Source organism: Acinetobacter sp. RUH 2624 (assembly GCF_000162375.2).
Lineage (GTDB): Bacteria > Pseudomonadota > Gammaproteobacteria > Pseudomonadales > Moraxellaceae > Acinetobacter > Acinetobacter nosocomialis.
In genome coordinates this window covers 1,219,242-1,236,049 of the sequence record NZ_KI391939.1, presented here as the reverse complement: position 1 = coordinate 1,236,049, position 16,808 = coordinate 1,219,242, and the positions used below count along the sequence as shown (strand labels likewise).

The window sequence follows — 16,808 nt, the reverse complement described above, 5'->3', positions numbered from 1 at the left end:
TATTACGAGATGTTGAATATCCTATGGTATAGATGACCTTGTGTTTTAACAAGATCATCTTTTTCAAGAATAAATATTAATGAGAATGACGTGGAACTTCCGAGCCGCGGCAACCGACCAAGAAATCAAAATCACAGCCTTCATCGGCTTGTAAAACATGTTCTACATAGAGCTTACGGTAGCCGCCAATAAAACTTGGTGGAGCTGGAGGCGCTAAATTTTCAAGACGTTGCTTAAGTTCTTCATCACTCACTTCTAGGTGAAGTTTTCCAGCATAGGCATCAAGTTCGATAAAGTCGCCATTTTGAACTACAGCCAAAGGCCCGCCTGCCATGGCTTCTGGAGCAACATGCAAAACTACAGTGCCATAAGCTGTTCCACTCATACGTGCGTCGGAAATACGGACCATGTCGGTAATGCCTTTGGCTAAAATTTTTGGTGGTAGTCCCATATTTCCGACTTCTGCCATGCCCGGATAGCCTTTAGGGCCGGCATTTTTCATCACAAGAATACAAGTTTCATCGACATCTAGATCTGGGTCATTAATCCGGGCTTTATAATCATCGAAGTTTTCAAATACGACTGCACGACCACGGTGTTTCATCAACTCCGGTGTGGCAGCAGATGGTTTAAGCACTGCACCTTTAGGCGCTAAATTACCGCGTAAAATACACATGCCGCCATCTTGTCGAATTGGGTTATCTATTTTCCGAATCACTTCATCGTTATAAATAGGTGATTGCTGGCAGTTTTCCCAAATGGTTTGACCGTTTACGGTTAAAGCTTGTGGATTTGGCAAGAGATTGGCTTCACCCATACGACGAATTACGGCTGGCAAGCCGCCGCTATAATAGAACTCTTCCATTAAAAAACGACCCGAAGGCTGTAAGTCGACAATGGTTGGCATACCGCGGCCAACACGGTTCCAGTCATCGAGTTGTAAATCAACCCCAATGCGTCCGGCAATTGCTTTTAAGTGAATTACGGCATTGGTTGAACCACCAATAGCTGCATTGACCTTAATGGCATTTTCAAAGGCTTCTTTGGTTAAGATTTTAGAAAGACGTAAATCTGCATGAACCATATCAACAATACGCATACCAGAAAGATGAGCCAACACATAACGGCGAGAATCTACCGCTGGAATGGCCGCATTGTGGGGTAAAGAAGTGCCTAGGGCTTCAGCCATACACGCCATTGTAGAAGCGGTGCCCATGGTGTTACATGTACCAGCCGAGCGTGACATACCAGACTCGGCAGATAAAAATTCATTTAAATCAATTTTGCCTGCTTTTAATTCTTCATGCATTTGCCAAACGATAGTACCTGCACCAATGTCTTTGCCTTTATGCTTACCATTCAGCATTGGACCGCCAGTCACTACAATGGCTGGAATATCACAGCTTGCGGCACCCATTAATAATGCAGGTGTAGTTTTGTCACAACCTGTTAGTAAGACCACACCGTCAATAGGGTTACCACGAATAGCTTCTTCGACATCCATACTGGCTAAGTTACGGGTAAACATGGCGGTAGGACGTAAATTCGACTCACCATTTGAAAACACAGGGAATTCAACAGGGTAGCCGCCCGCTTCTAAAATCCCTTTTTTTACATGTTCGGCAATTTTTCGAAAATGCGCATTACATGGGGTGAGTTCAGACCACGTATTACAAATCCCAATGATGGGCTTGCCTTGAAACTCATGATCTGGGATTCCTTGGTTCTTCATCCAGCTACGATACATAAAGCCATTTTTATCCGTTGTACCAAACCAGGCAGCCGAACGAAGAACTTGTTTGTTATTCATACAAATTTCCCTATATAGTATTACTATTAGAATTAATTGAATTAAAAAATACACCATAAATTTTATTTTTAAAAGGTTTGAAATTTAAATAGTATTACTATATTTTAAATTGAAAGGATAATTTACGAGCAAGATGCTCTATAAGTAAATAATAGGAAATGGAGTCGAACATGGATTTCGAAAAGGATGTAATACGGACGGTCACGTTTAAGCTGATACCTGCATTAGTCATACTATATCTGGTGGCATACATTGATCGGGCCGCTGTCGGGTTCGCTCATTTGCATATGGGTGCCGATGTAGGAATTGGTGATGCTGCCTATGGTCTAGGAGCTGGCTTATTTTTTATTGGATATTTTCTTTTTGAAGTTCCAAGTAATTTGCTTTTAGACAAATTTGGTGCTCGTAAATGGTTTACCCGCATTTTATTAACATGGGGCCTCATCACCATGGCCATGGCGCTTATTCAGGGCCCTAAAAGTTTTTATCTCTTACGGTTTTTACTCGGTGTTGCTGAGGCAGGTTTTTTCCCTGGTGTTTTATACCTGATTACACAGTGGTATCCGGTGCGGCATCGTGGAAAAATCATGGGAATGTTTGTGCTTTCACAACCGATTGCCATGATGATTGCAGGGCCTTTAGCGGGTCTATTACTTGGAATGGATGGCATTGCAAATTTGCACGGCTGGCAATGGTTGTTCGTTGCAGTTGGCTTGCCCGCGGTTTTATTGGCTTTACCGACATTTCTGTGGCTACCCGATAAGATTGATAAAGTAAAGTGGTTAAGCATTGAACAAAAACAATGGCTTAAAAATGAACTCATTAAAGATGAAGCCGAATATGACCAAATCCGACATGCCAATCCACTACATGCCTTAAAAGACAAACGCGTACTTTTATTAGCACTCTACTATTTACCGGTAACTTTAAGTATTTATGGTTTAAATCTCTGGCTTCCTACCATTATTAAGCAATTTGGCGGAGGTAGTGATATTCAAATTGGGTTCTTATCTAGCATTCCCTATATTTTTGGAATTATTGGACTCCTCATTATTCCGCGTAGTACTGACCGCCTGAACGATCGTTACGGACACTTAAGTTTTCTATATGCACTAGGTGCTTGTGCAATGTTTTTAAGTGGTTGGCTAAACTCTCCAGTTATGCAGTTGGCAGCTTTGGCTATAGTTGCGTTCTGTCTATTTTCATCGACTGCCGTGTTTTGGACATTACCAGGTCGTTTCTTAACAGGTGCAAGTGCAGCAGCTGGTATTGCCTTAATTAACTCTGTTGGAAATTTAGGTGGCTATGTCGGTCCATTTGGGATCGGACTGTTAAAAGAATACACGGGAAATATGGCTGCTGGTTTGTATTTCTTATCTATCGTCATGCTTTTTGGCTTGATTCTGACTTACATCGTCTATGCCAAGCTCGAACGCCAAAAAACACAAACAGTGAATATTCAAAAGCCTTTGTAAGGAATAAAACATGCAAATTATTCAATTTGAGAATCGTGCAAATCAACGTGCCGTCGCGAAAGTAGAAGGCAACATGGCATATCCGGTTAAAGATATTCAATCTGTTCGTGATTTAGCACTTTTAGCAATCCGCAATAAAGTTTCACTGGAACAACAAGTTGAGGCGTTAGGGTTTGAGTCCGAAACTTATGATTATTCATCGTTATTAGCAGACTTAAAGGTATTGCCGCCTTTAGATCATCCAGATTCAACGCATTGTTTAATTTCCGGTACAGGTTTAACCCATTTAGGTTCTGCATCTGCACGCGACAAAATGCATCAACAAAATTTAAGTGATGACAGCTCGGTGACCGACACTATGCGAATATTTCAATGGGGGCTACAAAAGGGGCGTCCAGCAGAAGGTCAGATCGGGGCACAGCCAGAATGGTTTTATAAAGGCGATGGTTCAATTGTGGTAAGACCGGGAGCAGAGCTGCCTTTACCTCCATTTGCCGAAGACGGCGGCGAAGAACCTGAAATTGCAGGCCTCTATGTTATTGGAGAAGACCTAAAGCCTTACCGAATCGGGTTTGCGCTGGGCAATGAATATTCTGATCACGTAATGGAGCGTCGTAATTATTTATATTTGGCTCATTCAAAATTACGTTTTTGTAGTTTTGGTCCCGCTTTACGGACAGGCGAATTACCAAAACATTTAGTCGGAACTAGCCGTTTGCGCCGTGATGGACAAATCATTTGGGAAAAAGAGTTTTTGTCGGGTGAAGACAATATGTGTCATAGCTTGGCAAATCTCGAATATCACCACTTTAAGTATCAACAATTCTTAAAAGCAGGCGATGTACATATCCATTATTTCGGTACAGCGACTCTATCTTTTGCCGATGGTATTCAAGCACAAGTTAATGATGAGTTTGAAATAGAAATGAAAGAGTTCGGGCATCCACTCAGAAATAAACTTGCTCATATGCAACCTGAATTACCGATCGGTTCAGTTATTACTCTCTAAGGAATATAAAAATGGTCATTGGACACAACTTTATTGGCGGTTCACGTAGAGCACAAAGTATAAGCTTATTGAAAAGTGTAAATGCAACAATGGGCGAAACTTTGCCTTATGAGTTTCACCATGCAACCGAGCAAGAGGTCAATCAGGCCTGTGAAGCAGCCAGTCAAGCGTTTAAGACTTACCGCCATACGTCTCCTGAACAGCGTGCTGTTTTTCTAGAAAATATTGCCGATGAACTCGATGCATTAGGTACAGATTTTCTTGAAATCGTTTCACAGGAAACCGCTCTGCCACTTGCACGCTTACAAGGTGAACGTGCCCGTACCAGTGGACAAATGCGTTTATTTGCCAAAGTGCTGCGCCGTGGTGACTTTTTAGGTGCCCGTATTGATACTGCTTTACCAGAGCGTCAGCCTTTACCTCGGCCAGACCTGCGCCAGATTAAAATCGGTGTTGGCCCTGTTGCAGTGTTTGGGGCAAGTAACTTTCCTTTAGCATTCTCAACTGCGGGTGGTGACACTGCTTCGGCACTAGCGGCTGGATGTTCGGTAGTAGTAAAAGCCCATAGTGGACATATGGCGACAGCAGATTTCGTAGCGCAGGCAATTGAACGTGCCGTAGAAAAATCAAATATGCCTAAAGGTGTGTTTAACATGATCTACGGTAATGGCGTAGGTGAACCTTTAGTGAAGCATCCTTTAATTCAGGCTGTAGGTTTTACGGGTTCACTGCGTGGCGGACGAGCTTTATGTGACATGGCCGCAGCTCGTCCACAACCGATTCCTGTGTTTGCTGAAATGAGCAGTATTAATCCGATGTTGATGTTGCCAGAAGCCTTAAAAAACCGTGGTGAAAAAATTGCACAGGACTTGGCTGATTCGGTGGTTTTAGGCTGTGGTCAGTTCTGTACCAATCCGGGCTTAATCTTGGGTATTAAATCAGCTGAATTTAGCCAGCTCATTAGCAACCTGACTGAAATTATGGGTGCTAAACCTGCGCAAACTATGCTCAATGCCGGAACCTTAAAAAGTTATACCGCTGCCCTTGAGCACTTAACTGAGCATCAAGGCATTAAGCATTTGGCAGGTCAAACTCAACAAGGCAATCAGGCTCAGCCACAACTGTTTAAAGCGGATATTGAGTTATTACTGGCGGGTGATCAGCTTTTACAAGAAGAAATCTTTGGGCCAACCACAGTCATTATTGAAGTTGAAGATAAAGCCCAACTCATTCAGGCGCTACAAAGCATGAATGGTCAGCTGACTGCGACTTTAATTGCCGATGAAACTGACTTAACCGAGTTTGCTGATGTAGTTCCTGTACTAGAGGAAAAAGCCGGTCGATTACTCATCAATGGCTACCCAACGGGTGTTGAGGTCTGTGATGCGATGGTACATGGCGGGCCATACCCAGCCACTTCAGATGCAAGAGGCACTTCAGTTGGAACCTTGGCCATTGACCGTTACTTAAGACCTGTGTGTTACCAGAACTATCCGCAAAGTTTATTGCCGGAAGCTTTAAAAGACAGCAACCCGTTGCAGATTTTAAGACTGGTCAATGGTGAGATGACTAGAGAAGCAATCTAAAAAATAAAAAGAGACCATATGAAGGTCTCTTTTTTATATTTCGAATAATAAATCTATAGCGGAGTAGGCAAATTAAGCACGACTTGTGCATCTTCTATAACATCTAAACGCAAAATTTTTGAAGCACCTAGTTCATTTAATAACTTTGTTAAAGGGCCTTCATTTTTCACTAATCTTACTTTCTTTGGAAAAAGTTTTTGCGCGAAAGAAAGAATGTTTGATTGAACCTCTGTCTGGTGCCATTTACCATCAACAACATGTAGCATGGTTGCTTTATTAATATGTGTTTCAGAGTCAACATGTTTTAAAGGGGGGACAGCAGTCTCTAAACTTAAATCTAACTTACCATTAAGATCAAAAATATTGGCTTGAACGCTTTTTGAGTTAATGTTCACGTCAATTTTAGTCAGCCATTTCGGTAACTGGTAACCATATACACCCCGCACTCTGGCAATTTCTGTATCGACAGGTAACGCTAAAACATGTGCATAAAAATGACGTTGGCGCATCGATTTGATTAGTTCTGCAATATGTGGCACATGCGCATTAGGCTTGCGTACCACAATCGCAATCGACACTTCGTTATAAGGGTCATTGTCACAAACCGAATAGGTAAAGAACGTAACAGCGACCAACCCATAACCCGGGAAGGGTTGTAATGGTGTTAAGTCAGCAGGAAGTTTTGCTTTAATCTGTTTAATAGGTGCAAGCATCAGCAGTTGCACATTTGCGCTACGATAATAAAAGTTGGGTGCCCAAACAGGACCTACACGGGACTCCATAATTTTTTTAGGAATATGACGGAAAAAGTCGATATTGCCAGCAGCAGGGTCTTGAGCGACTTCATCTAAATCGGGATTCATTCTAAAACGGTCATAATAACCACCTTTGGGTACTTTGATTTTTTGTTGTCCAAATTCAACCTCAGTAAATTGTTGTTTTATATCCATGAAAATTCACCTTTACATTAATTGACCGAGTATCTGATGCTGTCCATATGAAGACGTGTTAATTTAGAACCACTACAGAAACTATAAGTTTAAAGTTCACTTTAAAGTCAAGATTTTAATTTTGATGGCTAAAGGCTTTGACATTTAAATGAAATAAAAAAGGGGAAAGATGAGAAGAGTTTAAGGCCGTGCTTTCATATAAATTTTATTTTAAAAATACAATTAAAGTAATTGACCTTAAAGTTAACTTTAAGCTTAGTATCAATATTCAAATTTTATAACCAATCTATAAGTAGTTGTTTAGCAGGAGAACGAAGATGGGATACGTAACGACAAAAGACGGTGTAGAGATTTTTTATAAAGATTGGGGACCACGTGATGCCCAAGTTCTATTTTTTCATCATGGTTGGCCTTTGAGTTCAGATGATTGGGATACACAATTGCTTTTTTTCCTTAAAGAAGGTTTTCGTGTAGTTGCTCATGACCGCCGTGGACATGGGCGTTCGAGTCAGGTATGGGATGGTCACGATATGGACCATTACGCAGATGATGTTGCAGAAGTGGTTAAACATCTGAACATTAAAAATGCAATTCATATTGGCCATTCAACAGGTGGTGGTGAAGTGGCTCACTATATTGCACGTCATGGTCAAGAAAACGTTAAGAAAGCTGTTCTTGTCAGTGCAGTACCACCGCTTATGGTTAAAACTGAAAATAATCCTGAAGGTTTACCAAAAGAAGTTTTTGATGACCTTCAAAATCAGGTTCTCACAAACCGTGCACAATTTTTCCGAGACCTTCCATCTGGCCCATTCTATGGTTTTAACCGACCAGATGCGAAACCATCTGAAGGTATTATTGCTAACTGGTGGCGTCAGGGTATGACGGGCAGTGCAAAAGCACATTACGATGGTATTGTTGCATTCTCACAAACTGACTTTACTGAAGATTTAAAGAAAATCACTATTCCTGTTTTGGTATTACATGGTGACGACGACCAGATCGTGCCTTATAAAACGTCTGGTGTGAAATCTGCTGAGTTACTTCAAAATAGCCAACTCAAAATCTACCCAGGTTTTTCTCACGGTATGTTAACCGTAAACCATGAAGTAATTAATGCGGACTTATTAGCGTTTATTCGCGAATAATTTAAAGCTATAAACTTTAAAAAAGAGGCCTATTAAGTGCCTCTTTTTTATTTATAAGAAATTGAAATTAAAAGTAATAAATAGAGAAATAATAAAAGGTATTGACATTAAAGTTAGCTTTAATCTTAAAGTAAAGCCATACTGAATGAGGTCATTCCAATGAAAGTGTTCGAAAAATTAGTATTCCCAAATGGCTCATATGTTCCTAATCGTATTGCTAAAGCGGCAATGGAAGAAAATATGGCTGATTTAAACCATGCACCATCAGAAGAATTAATGCGTTTATATCAGGCTTGGGCAAATGGTGGCGTAGGTCTAATCATTACCGGAAATGTGATGGTAGACCGCCGAGCGATGACTGGACCGGGCGGCGTAGTGCTTGAAGATGAAAAGCATCTAGATACTTTCAAAAAATGGGCACAAATTAGCCGTTCCAAAGGTGCTCAGGTTTGGCTTCAAATTAACCATCCGGGTCGACAAATGCAAGCTAACCTAGGTCAGCAGACTTGGGCGCCTTCTGCAATTTCACTTGATCTTGGCAAAATGTCAAATCGCTTTAACACACCAATTGAAATGACTGAATCTATGATTGCAGAAGTGATTCAGCGTTTTGCAAACACGGCACGTTTAGGTGAAAAAGCAGGATTTACTGGTGTGGAAATTCATGCAGCGCATGGATATTTATTAAGCCAGTTTCTTTCTCCACTCAGCAATAAACGCCAAGATCGTTGGGGCGGTTCTTTAGAAAACCGCGCTCGTATTTTAATTGAGATTGTGGAAGCGGTTCGTAAAGTGGTTTCGCCACAGTTTACGGTCGCAGTGAAACTAAATTCAGCCGATTTCCAGCGTGGCGGTTTTAGCGCTGAAGATGCTCAGCAAGTGGTCAAAATGTTAAATGAGCATGCAGTCGATTTGGTTGAACTTTCAGGTGGTAGCTATGAAGCGCCTGCAATGCAAGGTCAGGCACGTGATGGTCGTACACTTGCCCGTGAAGCTTATTTTTTAGAATTTGCACAAGAAATTCGTAAAGTTGCCAAAATGCCTGTTATGGTGACAGGTGGCATACGCCGTAAACAAGTGGCAGAAAAAGTAATTGAAAGTGGTGTAGATATGGTCGGTATAGCCACAGCTTTAGCGATTGAACCTAATTTGCCAAATGCTTGGAAACAAGGCCAAAATATTTCACCTGAACTCAAACCAATTACATGGGAAAATAAAACATTGGCTTCACTTGCCAATATGGCTGTGGTCAAATTCCAGTTACGTAATTTAAGTGCTGGTAAAAAAACAAAACCAAATGTTTCACCAGCTTGGGCTTTAATTTTGCAACAATCAGCGATGTCATGCCGTACTCGCCAGTATAAAAAAGGCATGCGTAACTATTCATTTGCTTCTTAAAAAGTGAGTTGTGTTATGACAAATCTTAACGATTCAAACTGGTTAATTTATGGAGCAAATGGCTACACGGGCGAATTAATCGCTCGTGAAGCTGTACGCCAAGGTCTAAAACCGACTTTGGCTGGCCGTAACAAAGCTAAGGTTGAAGCACTTGCTCAAGAGTTGGGACTTGACTATAAAGCTTTTGGACTTGATAACGTAGATGCAATAAGTGAGCAACTCCAAGGTTTTAAACTGGTTATGCATTGTGCAGGGCCTTTTTCAGCGACATCGAAACCCATGATGGAAGCTTGTATAAAGGCAGGTGCTCACTATCTAGATATTACGGGCGAAATCTCAGTATTTGAGTTGGCACAGTCACTTAACAGCCAAGCCGAAAAAGCCGATATTGTGCTTTGTCCGGGTGTCGGTTTCGATGTAATTCCAACAGACTGTGTTGCTGCTGCCTTGAAAGAAGCACTACCAGATGCGACCCATTTAGCGCTTGGTTTTGACTCTAGAACTGGGTTTTCACCGGGTACAGCCAAAACAAGTACAGAAGGCATGGCCGAAGGTGGAAAAATTCGTAAAAACGGAAAAATTACCACTGTTCCGTTAGCACATTATGTCCGGACTATTGATTTTGGTGATGGCAAAAAAAGTGCCATGAGTGTTCCTTGGGGAGACGTATCGACAGCGTTCTATACAACCGGCATTCCAAACATTGAGGTGTTTGTACCTGCATTTCCTAAAATGATTTTTGGTGCAAAAATGCTGAACTATGTACGCCCAGTATTAAAAATCAATGCTGTGCAGAAGTTTATTAAATCACGTATTGAAAAAACGGTTGTGGGGCCAAATGAGGAGCTTCGAGCGAAAGTACCTACCTATGTTTGGGGTGAAGCAAGAAATGCACGTGGGGAAATCAAAACTGCCCGTATTCAAACGGAAAACGCCTATAGTCTTACCGTAAATGGCTCACTGACTGTGGTGAATTATTTACTCAGAAATACCGTTAAAGGCGGTACACATACACCCGCAAAACTGATGGGCTATAAGCTAGTGACCGAGTTGCCGGGTTCTGGCCCGCTAGTCATTACGTAACCAAGCCTTTATTAAAACAGTACGTTTATAGATAACCCGAATAAGGAGCCATTCTTGTTCGGGTCATTTATATAATTTATAAATATTTCAGGAAGATATAGAGCTATATAGATACAAGAAAAATCAGAAAACAAAACACTCCATAAGAAATCATTTAAATTGAATATACTAAAAAGCGATAAATCTTATTCATAACAAAGGAATGAAAATGAGAAAACTCATACTGTTTCTACATGCATCGCTTGATAGTTTTGTCGAAGGTCCAAATGGGGCAATGGACATAGGTTGGATTGCTTACGATGCCGATTTGGCAAATCATGCAAAAGAAATCTTGAGCACTGCCGATACGGTAATTTGGGGACGTGCGACTTACCAGATGATGCATAATTATTGGCCAACCATGCTTTCAAACCCCGAAGCTTCGGAGCATGAACGAAATCATGCTGAGTGGATTGAAAAGACTGAAAAAATCGTTTTTTCAACCACCTTAGATACTGTTGAATGGAATAATTCCAGACTTGTGAAAGATCATGTTGAAGAAGAAATTAATAAGCTCAAGCAGCAACCGGGCAAGGATATGGTGATTTTGGGGAGTCCACGGTTTGCACACTATCTCATGCAACTTGGTTTAATTGATGAATATAAAATTACGGTTTCGCCCGTTTTAATTGGTAGTGGCTTGCCGCTATTTCAAGGTATTCAGCAAAAGACCAATCTTAAACTTATTGAAAATAAAACTTTTGCTTCTAGTGCGATAGCTCTTCACTATCAAAAGGTTGGTTAATTTTTTCTATAATATTTATATGAAAAAGACGAATTACAAGGCTGGTCTGTAATTCGTCTTTTTAGATTTATTTTATGCTGCTTAAACGTTTAACGACTGCTTCGGCAATTTCTTTACTCGACTGAGGGTTTTGTCCAGTAATAATTCTGTCGTCTGAAACCACATATGAGGTAAACGGAATAAAAGCTTGTTTATATTTTGCACCACGTTCAATGAGTCCATTTTGTAAAGAAAATGGAGCTTGAGACTTAATACCTGAAAGTGTTTCTTCTATATTTGCAAAACCCGTAACAGTTCTACCTGCAATTAACGGTTTGCCATTTTCATCCTGTAAAGGTAATAAACCACCTACGCCGTGACAAACTGCTGAAACGACTCCACCTTGGCCATAGATCTGTTCGCTAATGTTTTGCAAAGTTTTATTATTTGGGAAATCCCACATGGTACCGTGCCCACCCGTATAGTAAATGGCTTTGTACTGGGTAGGATTAATCGCGTTCGGAGCTAATGTTGTTTTTAACCGTTGCATAAATGCTGGGTCGGCTAAATGCTGACGAGCGGATTTGTCTAAGTAAATAGACTTTAAGCTACGTTCATCTAGAGGCACTTCACCACCTAAAGGACTTACAAAGTCCATTTCATAGCCGGCAGCTAATGCAACATCATAAAAATGGGTGAGCTCGGTTAGCCAAAGTCCTGTTTTATCTGAACGAGAAGGGTAAGCCGAGTGATTAGTCATTACGACTAAAATTTTTCCACTTGTTTTTGCAAGGCTTTGAGCTTTATCTGAACCTGCGGCATAAACCACATTTGTAGATAAAAGAATGGTAAAAATAATGCTTAACCAACGTTGAAAATTCCACACTTTAAACATCACAGGTTCCTCATTTATCACCTGTGGTCCATCGTATGTTTAAAGTGTACTTTAAGGTCAATAGAATTCTATAGGTTTACGGCGTTTTTGATTTATCGTAATAGAGATTCATAAGGCGTTCGGCATTTTCTTCACAGGTAATTTCATCGGGTTTGTTATTAATTGCTTCAATCATGGTGAGTAAATTTTGCTTACTGACTTTAAGCTTTTGTTCTAAAAGTTCGATTTCCTGAATTTTAGATTCAAGTGTTTGGATGAGTGCGTCATGGTTCCAAGTAGTCACTTTTGACGGTAAAAATGATTTAATTTCTGCTAAAGAAAAACCAACTTGCTGGGCCTGTTGAATTAAAGAAAGTTGCTTTAAATCGTTATCTGTATATTCACGATAACCATTCGACTTTCTTTTTGCTTTAGGCAAGAGTTTGATTTGCTCGTAATAACGAATTGTAGGGGTACTTAAACCACTTAGTTTCGATAACTCGCTAATATTCATAGCCACATACTCTATTGACATTCAAGTTAACTTTAGACTTATAGTTACTTAAAATCAAGGTTCATAACTTTACCAAGCACACACTTTCAGTAACAGCTTTCTATGCTTTGATAGATGAAAGAATAGAATTATAAATATGAAAAATGAGGTGAGAAAATGTCTAAACGCATATTACATGTCGTGACCAATATTTCACGCTATAAGGATGTAGATGAGCCGACAGGACTGTGGTTGGGCGAGCTCACTCATGCTTATGATGAATTTGAAAAGCAAGGTTATGTGCAAGATATTGTCAGCCCAAATGGCGGAAAAACCCCGATCGAGCCTAAATCGCTTGCGCCTTTGGTTGCAGATAAATCTGTTAAAGCCAGAGAAAAAGACCAAGCTTTTATTACCTTGTTAGCAAATACTTTTAAGCCTTCCGATATTCATTGGCAAGATTATGACGTGATCTATTACACGGGTGGTCACGGTGTGATGTGGGACTTTTTAGATAATCCTGAACTGCAAGAAATCACCAAAAATATTTATGAAAAAGGTGGCATTGTTTCGAGTGTATGCCACGGTTATTGCGGTTTGCTTCACGTCAGACTTTCAAATGGCAAGCGACTCATAGAAGGTAAAAAGTTAACTGGCTTTGCATGGAGTGAAGAGGTTCTGGCAGGGGTAGCGAAAAAAGTGCCGTACAATGCCGAAGAGCTCGCTAAAGAATATGGCGCTCGTTATGAAAAGGCTTTTATTCCTTTTGCGCCGTATGTCGTTCAAGATGGCAATTTGATTACTGGTCAAAACCCGTTTTCAGCTAAGAAGACGGCTTTAGCGATTATAGAAACGCTTGAAAAGAGTGCTTTGTGAAAATTATTCAAAGTTATAAATAAGATAAGCCGAATACTGCAAATGGAGTGTTCGGCTTATTTTTATCGAACTATGAACGCCACCAATAATTTTCAACATTCGGCTCGTTTAAGTTCAAAATTTGTCCCATTTGCGGTGTGCTAATGGCTAAATTATTTTCATGAGCCAAAGCCACGATACGTTCAAACGGGTCGTCCCAAGCATGAAGCGCCAAGTCAAAAGTACCATTATGTACAGGCAACAAATGACGTCCTTTTAAGTCTAAATGTGCTTGTAAAGTTTGCTCTGGTTGCATATGAACATCGGGCCATTCAGGGTCATAAGCGCCAGTTTCTAACATGGTCAAATCAAACGGACCATAACGATGTCCAATTTCTTTAAACCCATCAAAATATCCCGTGTCACCGCTAAAAAACACACGTAAGTCATTATCAATAATCACCCACGAAGCCCAAAGCGTTGCATTGCTATCGCCCATACCACGGCCTGAAAAATGATGGGCAGGGGTAGCGACCAGTTCAAGTCCATCTACATGCGTGGTGTCCCACCAGTCGAGTTGTTGAACTTTTTCTGCTGGAATTCCCCATTTAATGAGTGTATCGCCTACACCAAGCGGCGTTAAGAAATGTTCAACTTTATCGTTAAGCTGCATAACCGCATGGTAGTCGAGGTGGTCGTAGTGGTTATGCGACAGAATCACACCTTTAATGGGTGGTAAGTCTGCAATGCTAATCGGTGGCTGGTGAAAACGTTTTGGACCAATCCATTGAAAAGGTGAAGCACGTTCAGAAAAAACAGGGTCGGTTAACCAAAACTCATTTTGCAGTTTTAACAAAATGGTTGAGTGGCCCAAACGAAATAGAGAGCGGTCAGGTGCACTTAAAAGCTGTTCTTTTGACAAACTTAAAACAGGAATTTCTTTGTTGGGTACTGTGTCTTTTGGTTTGTTAAAAAGAAACTTCCACATAAGTTGAAGTGTTTTACCAAAAGAAGGCTTGTGTTGGTTCGGACGCGTATTTCTAAATTTGCCATTGTGCTGCTGAGATGGCATTAAGGGAGAAGGCAAGTTTGTTGTGTTTGAAATAGTCATCTTGTTTTTCCTTATTGGAACAAACCTATATGTACAAATAAGAACTTGGGTTAAGTGCTTATTTTAATTCATTTAAATGAGTATTTACTCACTCATTAATTGGTTTAAAAATAAGGACGCCGCGCATCCTTATTCTATGATTTATATTGAAACTGCATGCCAAAACGCTTCAAAACCAGATTTGCGATAAAGCTCGGTTTGAGAAGGGTCTTGGGCAATAAAATTAAGTGTAACCTCGGCAAGCGCACCTAAAATCGAAGCAATAAATAACGGTGGATAATCTCTTAATTTGCCATCGTTAATACGTTCTTGAATGTTTTGAGTAAAGTCACAAAAGGTTTGCATACCAATTTGTTTGCTTTGCTCAGTAATTTGTTCTGAGGTCGAAAGCTGCGCCATTACTTTACGTTTAAGGGGAGCTTCTAAACTCCAGTCCAAATAACTTTGCCAGATATGCGACATTTGTGTTTGTAAATCTGAGTTGGTAGGGTAACCAAGCATCATGACCTGACGTAGCTCAGCCTTGAGCGAAAGATATAACTGGTTAAGCAATTCTTCTTTATTACTAAAATAGGTAAATAAAGTGCCTTCTGCCACGCCAGCAACTTTAGCAATTTTTGAAGTAGACGCACGTTCGCCAAGCTCTGCTAATGTTTCGATAGCAGCACTTAAAATTGCATTACGTTTATCTTCACTACGAGGACGAGCCATATACAAACAGATTAATTGAGTGATTACTCAATCATAAATAAAAATAGAAAAAATGCAAGCAAAATAAAAAAAGCCCTCAAAGAAGGGCTTTTAGGATTGAGTTATATGACTGAGTAAAACTTTTACTCAGGATCTAAGTAAACTTTACCGAGATCAATTTTTTTATAATGTTCAAAATTAGCTTTTTCTTCTGGAACTTGTTCATTAAATTTTCCTGAGTAATCTAATGTTTTGTTTTGATAATTTTTAAAGCTAATATAAATTAATGGCGGAAGATTTTTATAATCCTCTAAACTAGGTTCAATGAAAAAATATTCTTTTGTTAATGGTTTAATAGTAAAACTACCATCATTACTTACTCTTATGGTTGTTGATTTTTCATCAGGTAAATAGAAACCTATATATCCATTTACATTGTGTAGAGGCTGTTTAGTTTTACTGTCATAAAGATAACCAGTTGCTTCAGGAGTTAAATATAAAATTTTTTTTGTACAACCTGAAGCAATTGAACACGAGAGTATAAGAAAAAAGAATATTAAATATTTTTTCATTTTTTAGAAATCCCTGAAATAAATAACAATCCCATCGTATCTTTTTCGTTCGCTACCATGCGTGTATCCCAACCAGATATGGTAAGTAGATTACCCTTTGCATATTTCATTAGATCGATTTCACCAGTTTTTGGATATATGGTTCCAGCTTTAGGATTCTGATCATAGCCTGATGATCCATGATGTGTAACTGATTCATTGAAACCTGCATATGTTTCAACAATTGCATGGCCAGTCTCATGAGCTATTGTCTCTTTAAACTTTTTATCAGATAAAGAATACTCATAAAAAGACCAACCATTATCGAATTTTAAGTATCCTGTCATGTAGGCAGTTTTTCTGGAAAGTGCCCAGTTAGAACTACGGAACATTAGATCATTCGGGTTTACATTAGTTACAAATGTAAGTTTCATTTCGGGCATAGCTTGAACTTCGGAAGGTTTAGCCTTTACAAAAACTTCATATTCATCTCCATTAATTTTTATATTTTTTCCGGTCGGATGCGTATGATTTCTACCCCAATAATAATTGATACCATCTAATGCTAATTGGCGAAGCTGATCGAAAGTTTTGGTTTGAGTACTATATGGCTTAATTTTCTTAAAGGAAATTTGCATAGGAGGGACTGAGTTACCATTAAAAAGACCTACCGCTCCTCCATCGACAAAATTTACACGTAAATCAATTAAGACATGTTTTGTCTTTCGGTTAATGACAATATCCATCCAGTCTTTATTAAAATACTTGAATTTAAATATTTTCTCATCTGAACATTGAACTGAGCCACTTGAATAGCCTTTAACTTTAAATTTGACTCCTGATGGTTTCGTCATAAATTTACTATTATAGAAATCTTTAATATGATCCTAGCCAAAATAATGGACAGTACTTCCCTCTAAAGATAACGTAACGTTAACTTTGGAGATCCAAGAAATGGCCAAACGTTTTAGTGCTGAATTTAAACAGCAAGCAATTGATTATGCACTTTCAA

16 protein-coding genes are annotated in these 16,808 nt (G+C 39.7%); 8 read left to right on the top strand and 8 right to left on the bottom strand.

The genetic code is table 11. The features are described from left to right. Positions 1-76 precede the first annotated feature (76 nt). Entirely contained in the window at positions 77-1,810 is a 1,734-nt protein-coding gene (locus tag HMPREF0014_RS12455) for an IlvD/Edd family dehydratase (protein WP_004887070.1), read from the bottom strand. A 170-nt stretch (positions 1,811-1,980) separates the two neighbouring features. Here HMPREF0014_RS12455 and abaQ point away from each other — a divergent pair, with 170 nt between their 5' ends. Genes abaQ through HMPREF0014_RS12440 form a run of 3 tightly spaced genes read left to right on the top strand, consistent with a single transcriptional unit; the run spans position 1,981 to position 5,880 of the window. After that, the gene (abaQ, locus tag HMPREF0014_RS12450; RefSeq protein ID WP_004887071.1) at positions 1,981-3,285 is read left to right on the top strand and encodes a multidrug efflux MFS transporter AbaQ; all 1,305 of its coding nucleotides are present in this window, start codon (positions 1,981-1,983) and stop codon (positions 3,283-3,285) included. Positions 3,286-3,295: 10 nt separating this feature from the next. After that, on the top strand, positions 3,296-4,294 hold the full coding sequence (araD1, locus tag HMPREF0014_RS12445; RefSeq protein ID WP_004887074.1) for an AraD1 family protein: 999 nt from the start codon (positions 3,296-3,298) through the stop codon (positions 4,292-4,294). A gap of 11 nt (positions 4,295-4,305) precedes the next feature. Continuing rightward, on the top strand, positions 4,306-5,880 hold the full coding sequence (locus HMPREF0014_RS12440) for an aldehyde dehydrogenase (NADP(+)) (protein WP_004887078.1): 1,575 nt from the start codon (positions 4,306-4,308) through the stop codon (positions 5,878-5,880). A 53-nt stretch (positions 5,881-5,933) separates the two neighbouring features. Here the strand turns inward: HMPREF0014_RS12440 and HMPREF0014_RS12435 are convergent, their stop codons facing one another. Continuing rightward, positions 5,934-6,830: a hypothetical protein gene (locus tag HMPREF0014_RS12435; RefSeq protein ID WP_004887080.1), complete on the bottom strand. Its 897-nt coding sequence runs from the start codon at positions 6,828-6,830 to the stop codon at positions 5,934-5,936. A 317-nt stretch (positions 6,831-7,147) separates the two neighbouring features. Here HMPREF0014_RS12435 and HMPREF0014_RS12430 point away from each other — a divergent pair, with 317 nt between their 5' ends. The 4 genes from HMPREF0014_RS12430 to HMPREF0014_RS12415 all read left to right on the top strand — a co-directional run bounded on the left by HMPREF0014_RS12430 (position 7,148) and on the right by HMPREF0014_RS12415 (position 11,243). After that, on the top strand, positions 7,148-7,978 hold the full coding sequence (locus tag HMPREF0014_RS12430) for an alpha/beta hydrolase (RefSeq protein ID WP_000542615.1): 831 nt from the start codon (positions 7,148-7,150) through the stop codon (positions 7,976-7,978). A 159-nt stretch (positions 7,979-8,137) separates the two neighbouring features. Continuing rightward, entirely contained in the window at positions 8,138-9,376 is a 1,239-nt protein-coding gene (locus HMPREF0014_RS12425) for an NADH:flavin oxidoreductase/NADH oxidase family protein (RefSeq protein ID WP_002050809.1), read from the top strand. A gap of 15 nt (positions 9,377-9,391) precedes the next feature. After that, on the top strand, positions 9,392-10,459 hold the full coding sequence (locus tag HMPREF0014_RS12420) for a saccharopine dehydrogenase NADP-binding domain-containing protein (protein ID WP_004887084.1): 1,068 nt from the start codon (positions 9,392-9,394) through the stop codon (positions 10,457-10,459). Between the two features lie 208 nt (positions 10,460-10,667). Then, positions 10,668-11,243, top strand: coding sequence for a dihydrofolate reductase family protein (locus HMPREF0014_RS12415; protein ID WP_004887085.1), 576 nt, complete (start codon positions 10,668-10,670; stop codon positions 11,241-11,243). 67 nt (positions 11,244-11,310) lie between these two features. Here HMPREF0014_RS12415 and HMPREF0014_RS12410 read toward each other — a convergent pair whose 3' ends face one another. Further along, positions 11,311-12,117 carry a type 1 glutamine amidotransferase domain-containing protein gene (locus HMPREF0014_RS12410; protein ID WP_004887086.1) on the bottom strand — a complete coding sequence of 269 codons (807 nt, stop codon included), beginning with the start codon at positions 12,115-12,117 and terminating at the stop codon, positions 11,311-11,313. A 76-nt stretch (positions 12,118-12,193) separates the two neighbouring features. Then, positions 12,194-12,610 (bottom strand): MerR family transcriptional regulator, encoded by a 417-nt coding sequence (locus HMPREF0014_RS12405; protein WP_002050803.1) that lies wholly within the window; start codon positions 12,608-12,610, stop codon positions 12,194-12,196. Between the two features lie 156 nt (positions 12,611-12,766). Between HMPREF0014_RS12405 and HMPREF0014_RS12400 the strand changes: the two genes are divergently transcribed. After that, the gene (locus HMPREF0014_RS12400) at positions 12,767-13,465 is read left to right on the top strand and encodes a type 1 glutamine amidotransferase domain-containing protein (RefSeq protein WP_006581658.1); all 699 of its coding nucleotides are present in this window, start codon (positions 12,767-12,769) and stop codon (positions 13,463-13,465) included. 70 nt (positions 13,466-13,535) lie between these two features. Here the strand turns inward: HMPREF0014_RS12400 and HMPREF0014_RS12395 are convergent, their stop codons facing one another. The 4 genes from HMPREF0014_RS12395 to HMPREF0014_RS12380 all read right to left on the bottom strand — a co-directional run bounded on the left by HMPREF0014_RS12395 (position 13,536) and on the right by HMPREF0014_RS12380 (position 16,650). Next, positions 13,536-14,555 (bottom strand): MBL fold metallo-hydrolase, encoded by a 1,020-nt coding sequence (locus HMPREF0014_RS12395; protein ID WP_004887089.1) that lies wholly within the window; start codon positions 14,553-14,555, stop codon positions 13,536-13,538. Positions 14,556-14,696: 141 nt separating this feature from the next. Then, complete coding sequence (locus HMPREF0014_RS12390; protein ID WP_004887092.1) at positions 14,697-15,266, bottom strand: TetR/AcrR family transcriptional regulator; 570 nt, start codon at positions 15,264-15,266, stop codon at positions 14,697-14,699. A gap of 122 nt (positions 15,267-15,388) precedes the next feature. Next, positions 15,389-15,817, bottom strand: coding sequence for a hypothetical protein (locus tag HMPREF0014_RS12385; RefSeq protein ID WP_004887094.1), 429 nt, complete (start codon positions 15,815-15,817; stop codon positions 15,389-15,391). Then, a complete protein-coding gene (locus tag HMPREF0014_RS12380) occupies positions 15,814-16,650 on the bottom strand; it encodes a hypothetical protein (protein ID WP_006581656.1) in 837 nt (278 codons plus the stop codon). Before HMPREF0014_RS12380 ends, HMPREF0014_RS12385 begins: the two co-directional genes overlap by 4 nt. Between the last annotated feature and the right edge of the window lie 158 nt (positions 16,651-16,808).

What these genes read in the sequence shown, in the direction of transcription:
- HMPREF0014_RS12400 (WP_006581658.1), top strand. Translation starts at nt 12,767, where the DNA reads ATGTCTAAACGCATATTACATGTCGTGACCAATATTTCACGCTATAAG.
- HMPREF0014_RS12425 (WP_002050809.1), top strand. Translation starts at nt 8,138, where the DNA reads ATGAAAGTGTTCGAAAAATTAGTATTCCCAAATGGCTCATATGTTCCT.
- HMPREF0014_RS12405 (WP_002050803.1), bottom strand. Translation starts at nt 12,610, where the DNA reads ATGAATATTAGCGAGTTATCGAAACTAAGTGGTTTAAGTACCCCTACA.
- HMPREF0014_RS12390 (WP_004887092.1), bottom strand. Translation starts at nt 15,266, where the DNA reads ATGGCTCGTCCTCGTAGTGAAGATAAACGTAATGCAATTTTAAGTGCT.
- HMPREF0014_RS12420 (WP_004887084.1), top strand. Translation starts at nt 9,392, where the DNA reads ATGACAAATCTTAACGATTCAAACTGGTTAATTTATGGAGCAAATGGC.
- HMPREF0014_RS12385 (WP_004887094.1), bottom strand. Translation starts at nt 15,817, where the DNA reads ATGAAAAAATATTTAATATTCTTTTTTCTTATACTCTCGTGTTCAATT.
- araD1 (WP_004887074.1), top strand. Translation starts at nt 3,296, where the DNA reads ATGCAAATTATTCAATTTGAGAATCGTGCAAATCAACGTGCCGTCGCG.
- abaQ (WP_004887071.1), top strand. Translation starts at nt 1,981, where the DNA reads ATGGATTTCGAAAAGGATGTAATACGGACGGTCACGTTTAAGCTGATA.
- HMPREF0014_RS12430 (WP_000542615.1), top strand. Translation starts at nt 7,148, where the DNA reads ATGGGATACGTAACGACAAAAGACGGTGTAGAGATTTTTTATAAAGAT.
- HMPREF0014_RS12415 (WP_004887085.1), top strand. Translation starts at nt 10,668, where the DNA reads ATGAGAAAACTCATACTGTTTCTACATGCATCGCTTGATAGTTTTGTC.
- HMPREF0014_RS12410 (WP_004887086.1), bottom strand. Translation starts at nt 12,117, where the DNA reads ATGTTTAAAGTGTGGAATTTTCAACGTTGGTTAAGCATTATTTTTACC.
- HMPREF0014_RS12455 (WP_004887070.1), bottom strand. Translation starts at nt 1,810, where the DNA reads ATGAATAACAAACAAGTTCTTCGTTCGGCTGCCTGGTTTGGTACAACG.
- HMPREF0014_RS12395 (WP_004887089.1), bottom strand. Translation starts at nt 14,555, where the DNA reads ATGACTATTTCAAACACAACAAACTTGCCTTCTCCCTTAATGCCATCT.
- HMPREF0014_RS12380 (WP_006581656.1), bottom strand. Translation starts at nt 16,650, where the DNA reads ATGACGAAACCATCAGGAGTCAAATTTAAAGTTAAAGGCTATTCAAGT.
- HMPREF0014_RS12440 (WP_004887078.1), top strand. Translation starts at nt 4,306, where the DNA reads ATGGTCATTGGACACAACTTTATTGGCGGTTCACGTAGAGCACAAAGT.
- HMPREF0014_RS12435 (WP_004887080.1), bottom strand. Translation starts at nt 6,830, where the DNA reads ATGGATATAAAACAACAATTTACTGAGGTTGAATTTGGACAACAAAAA.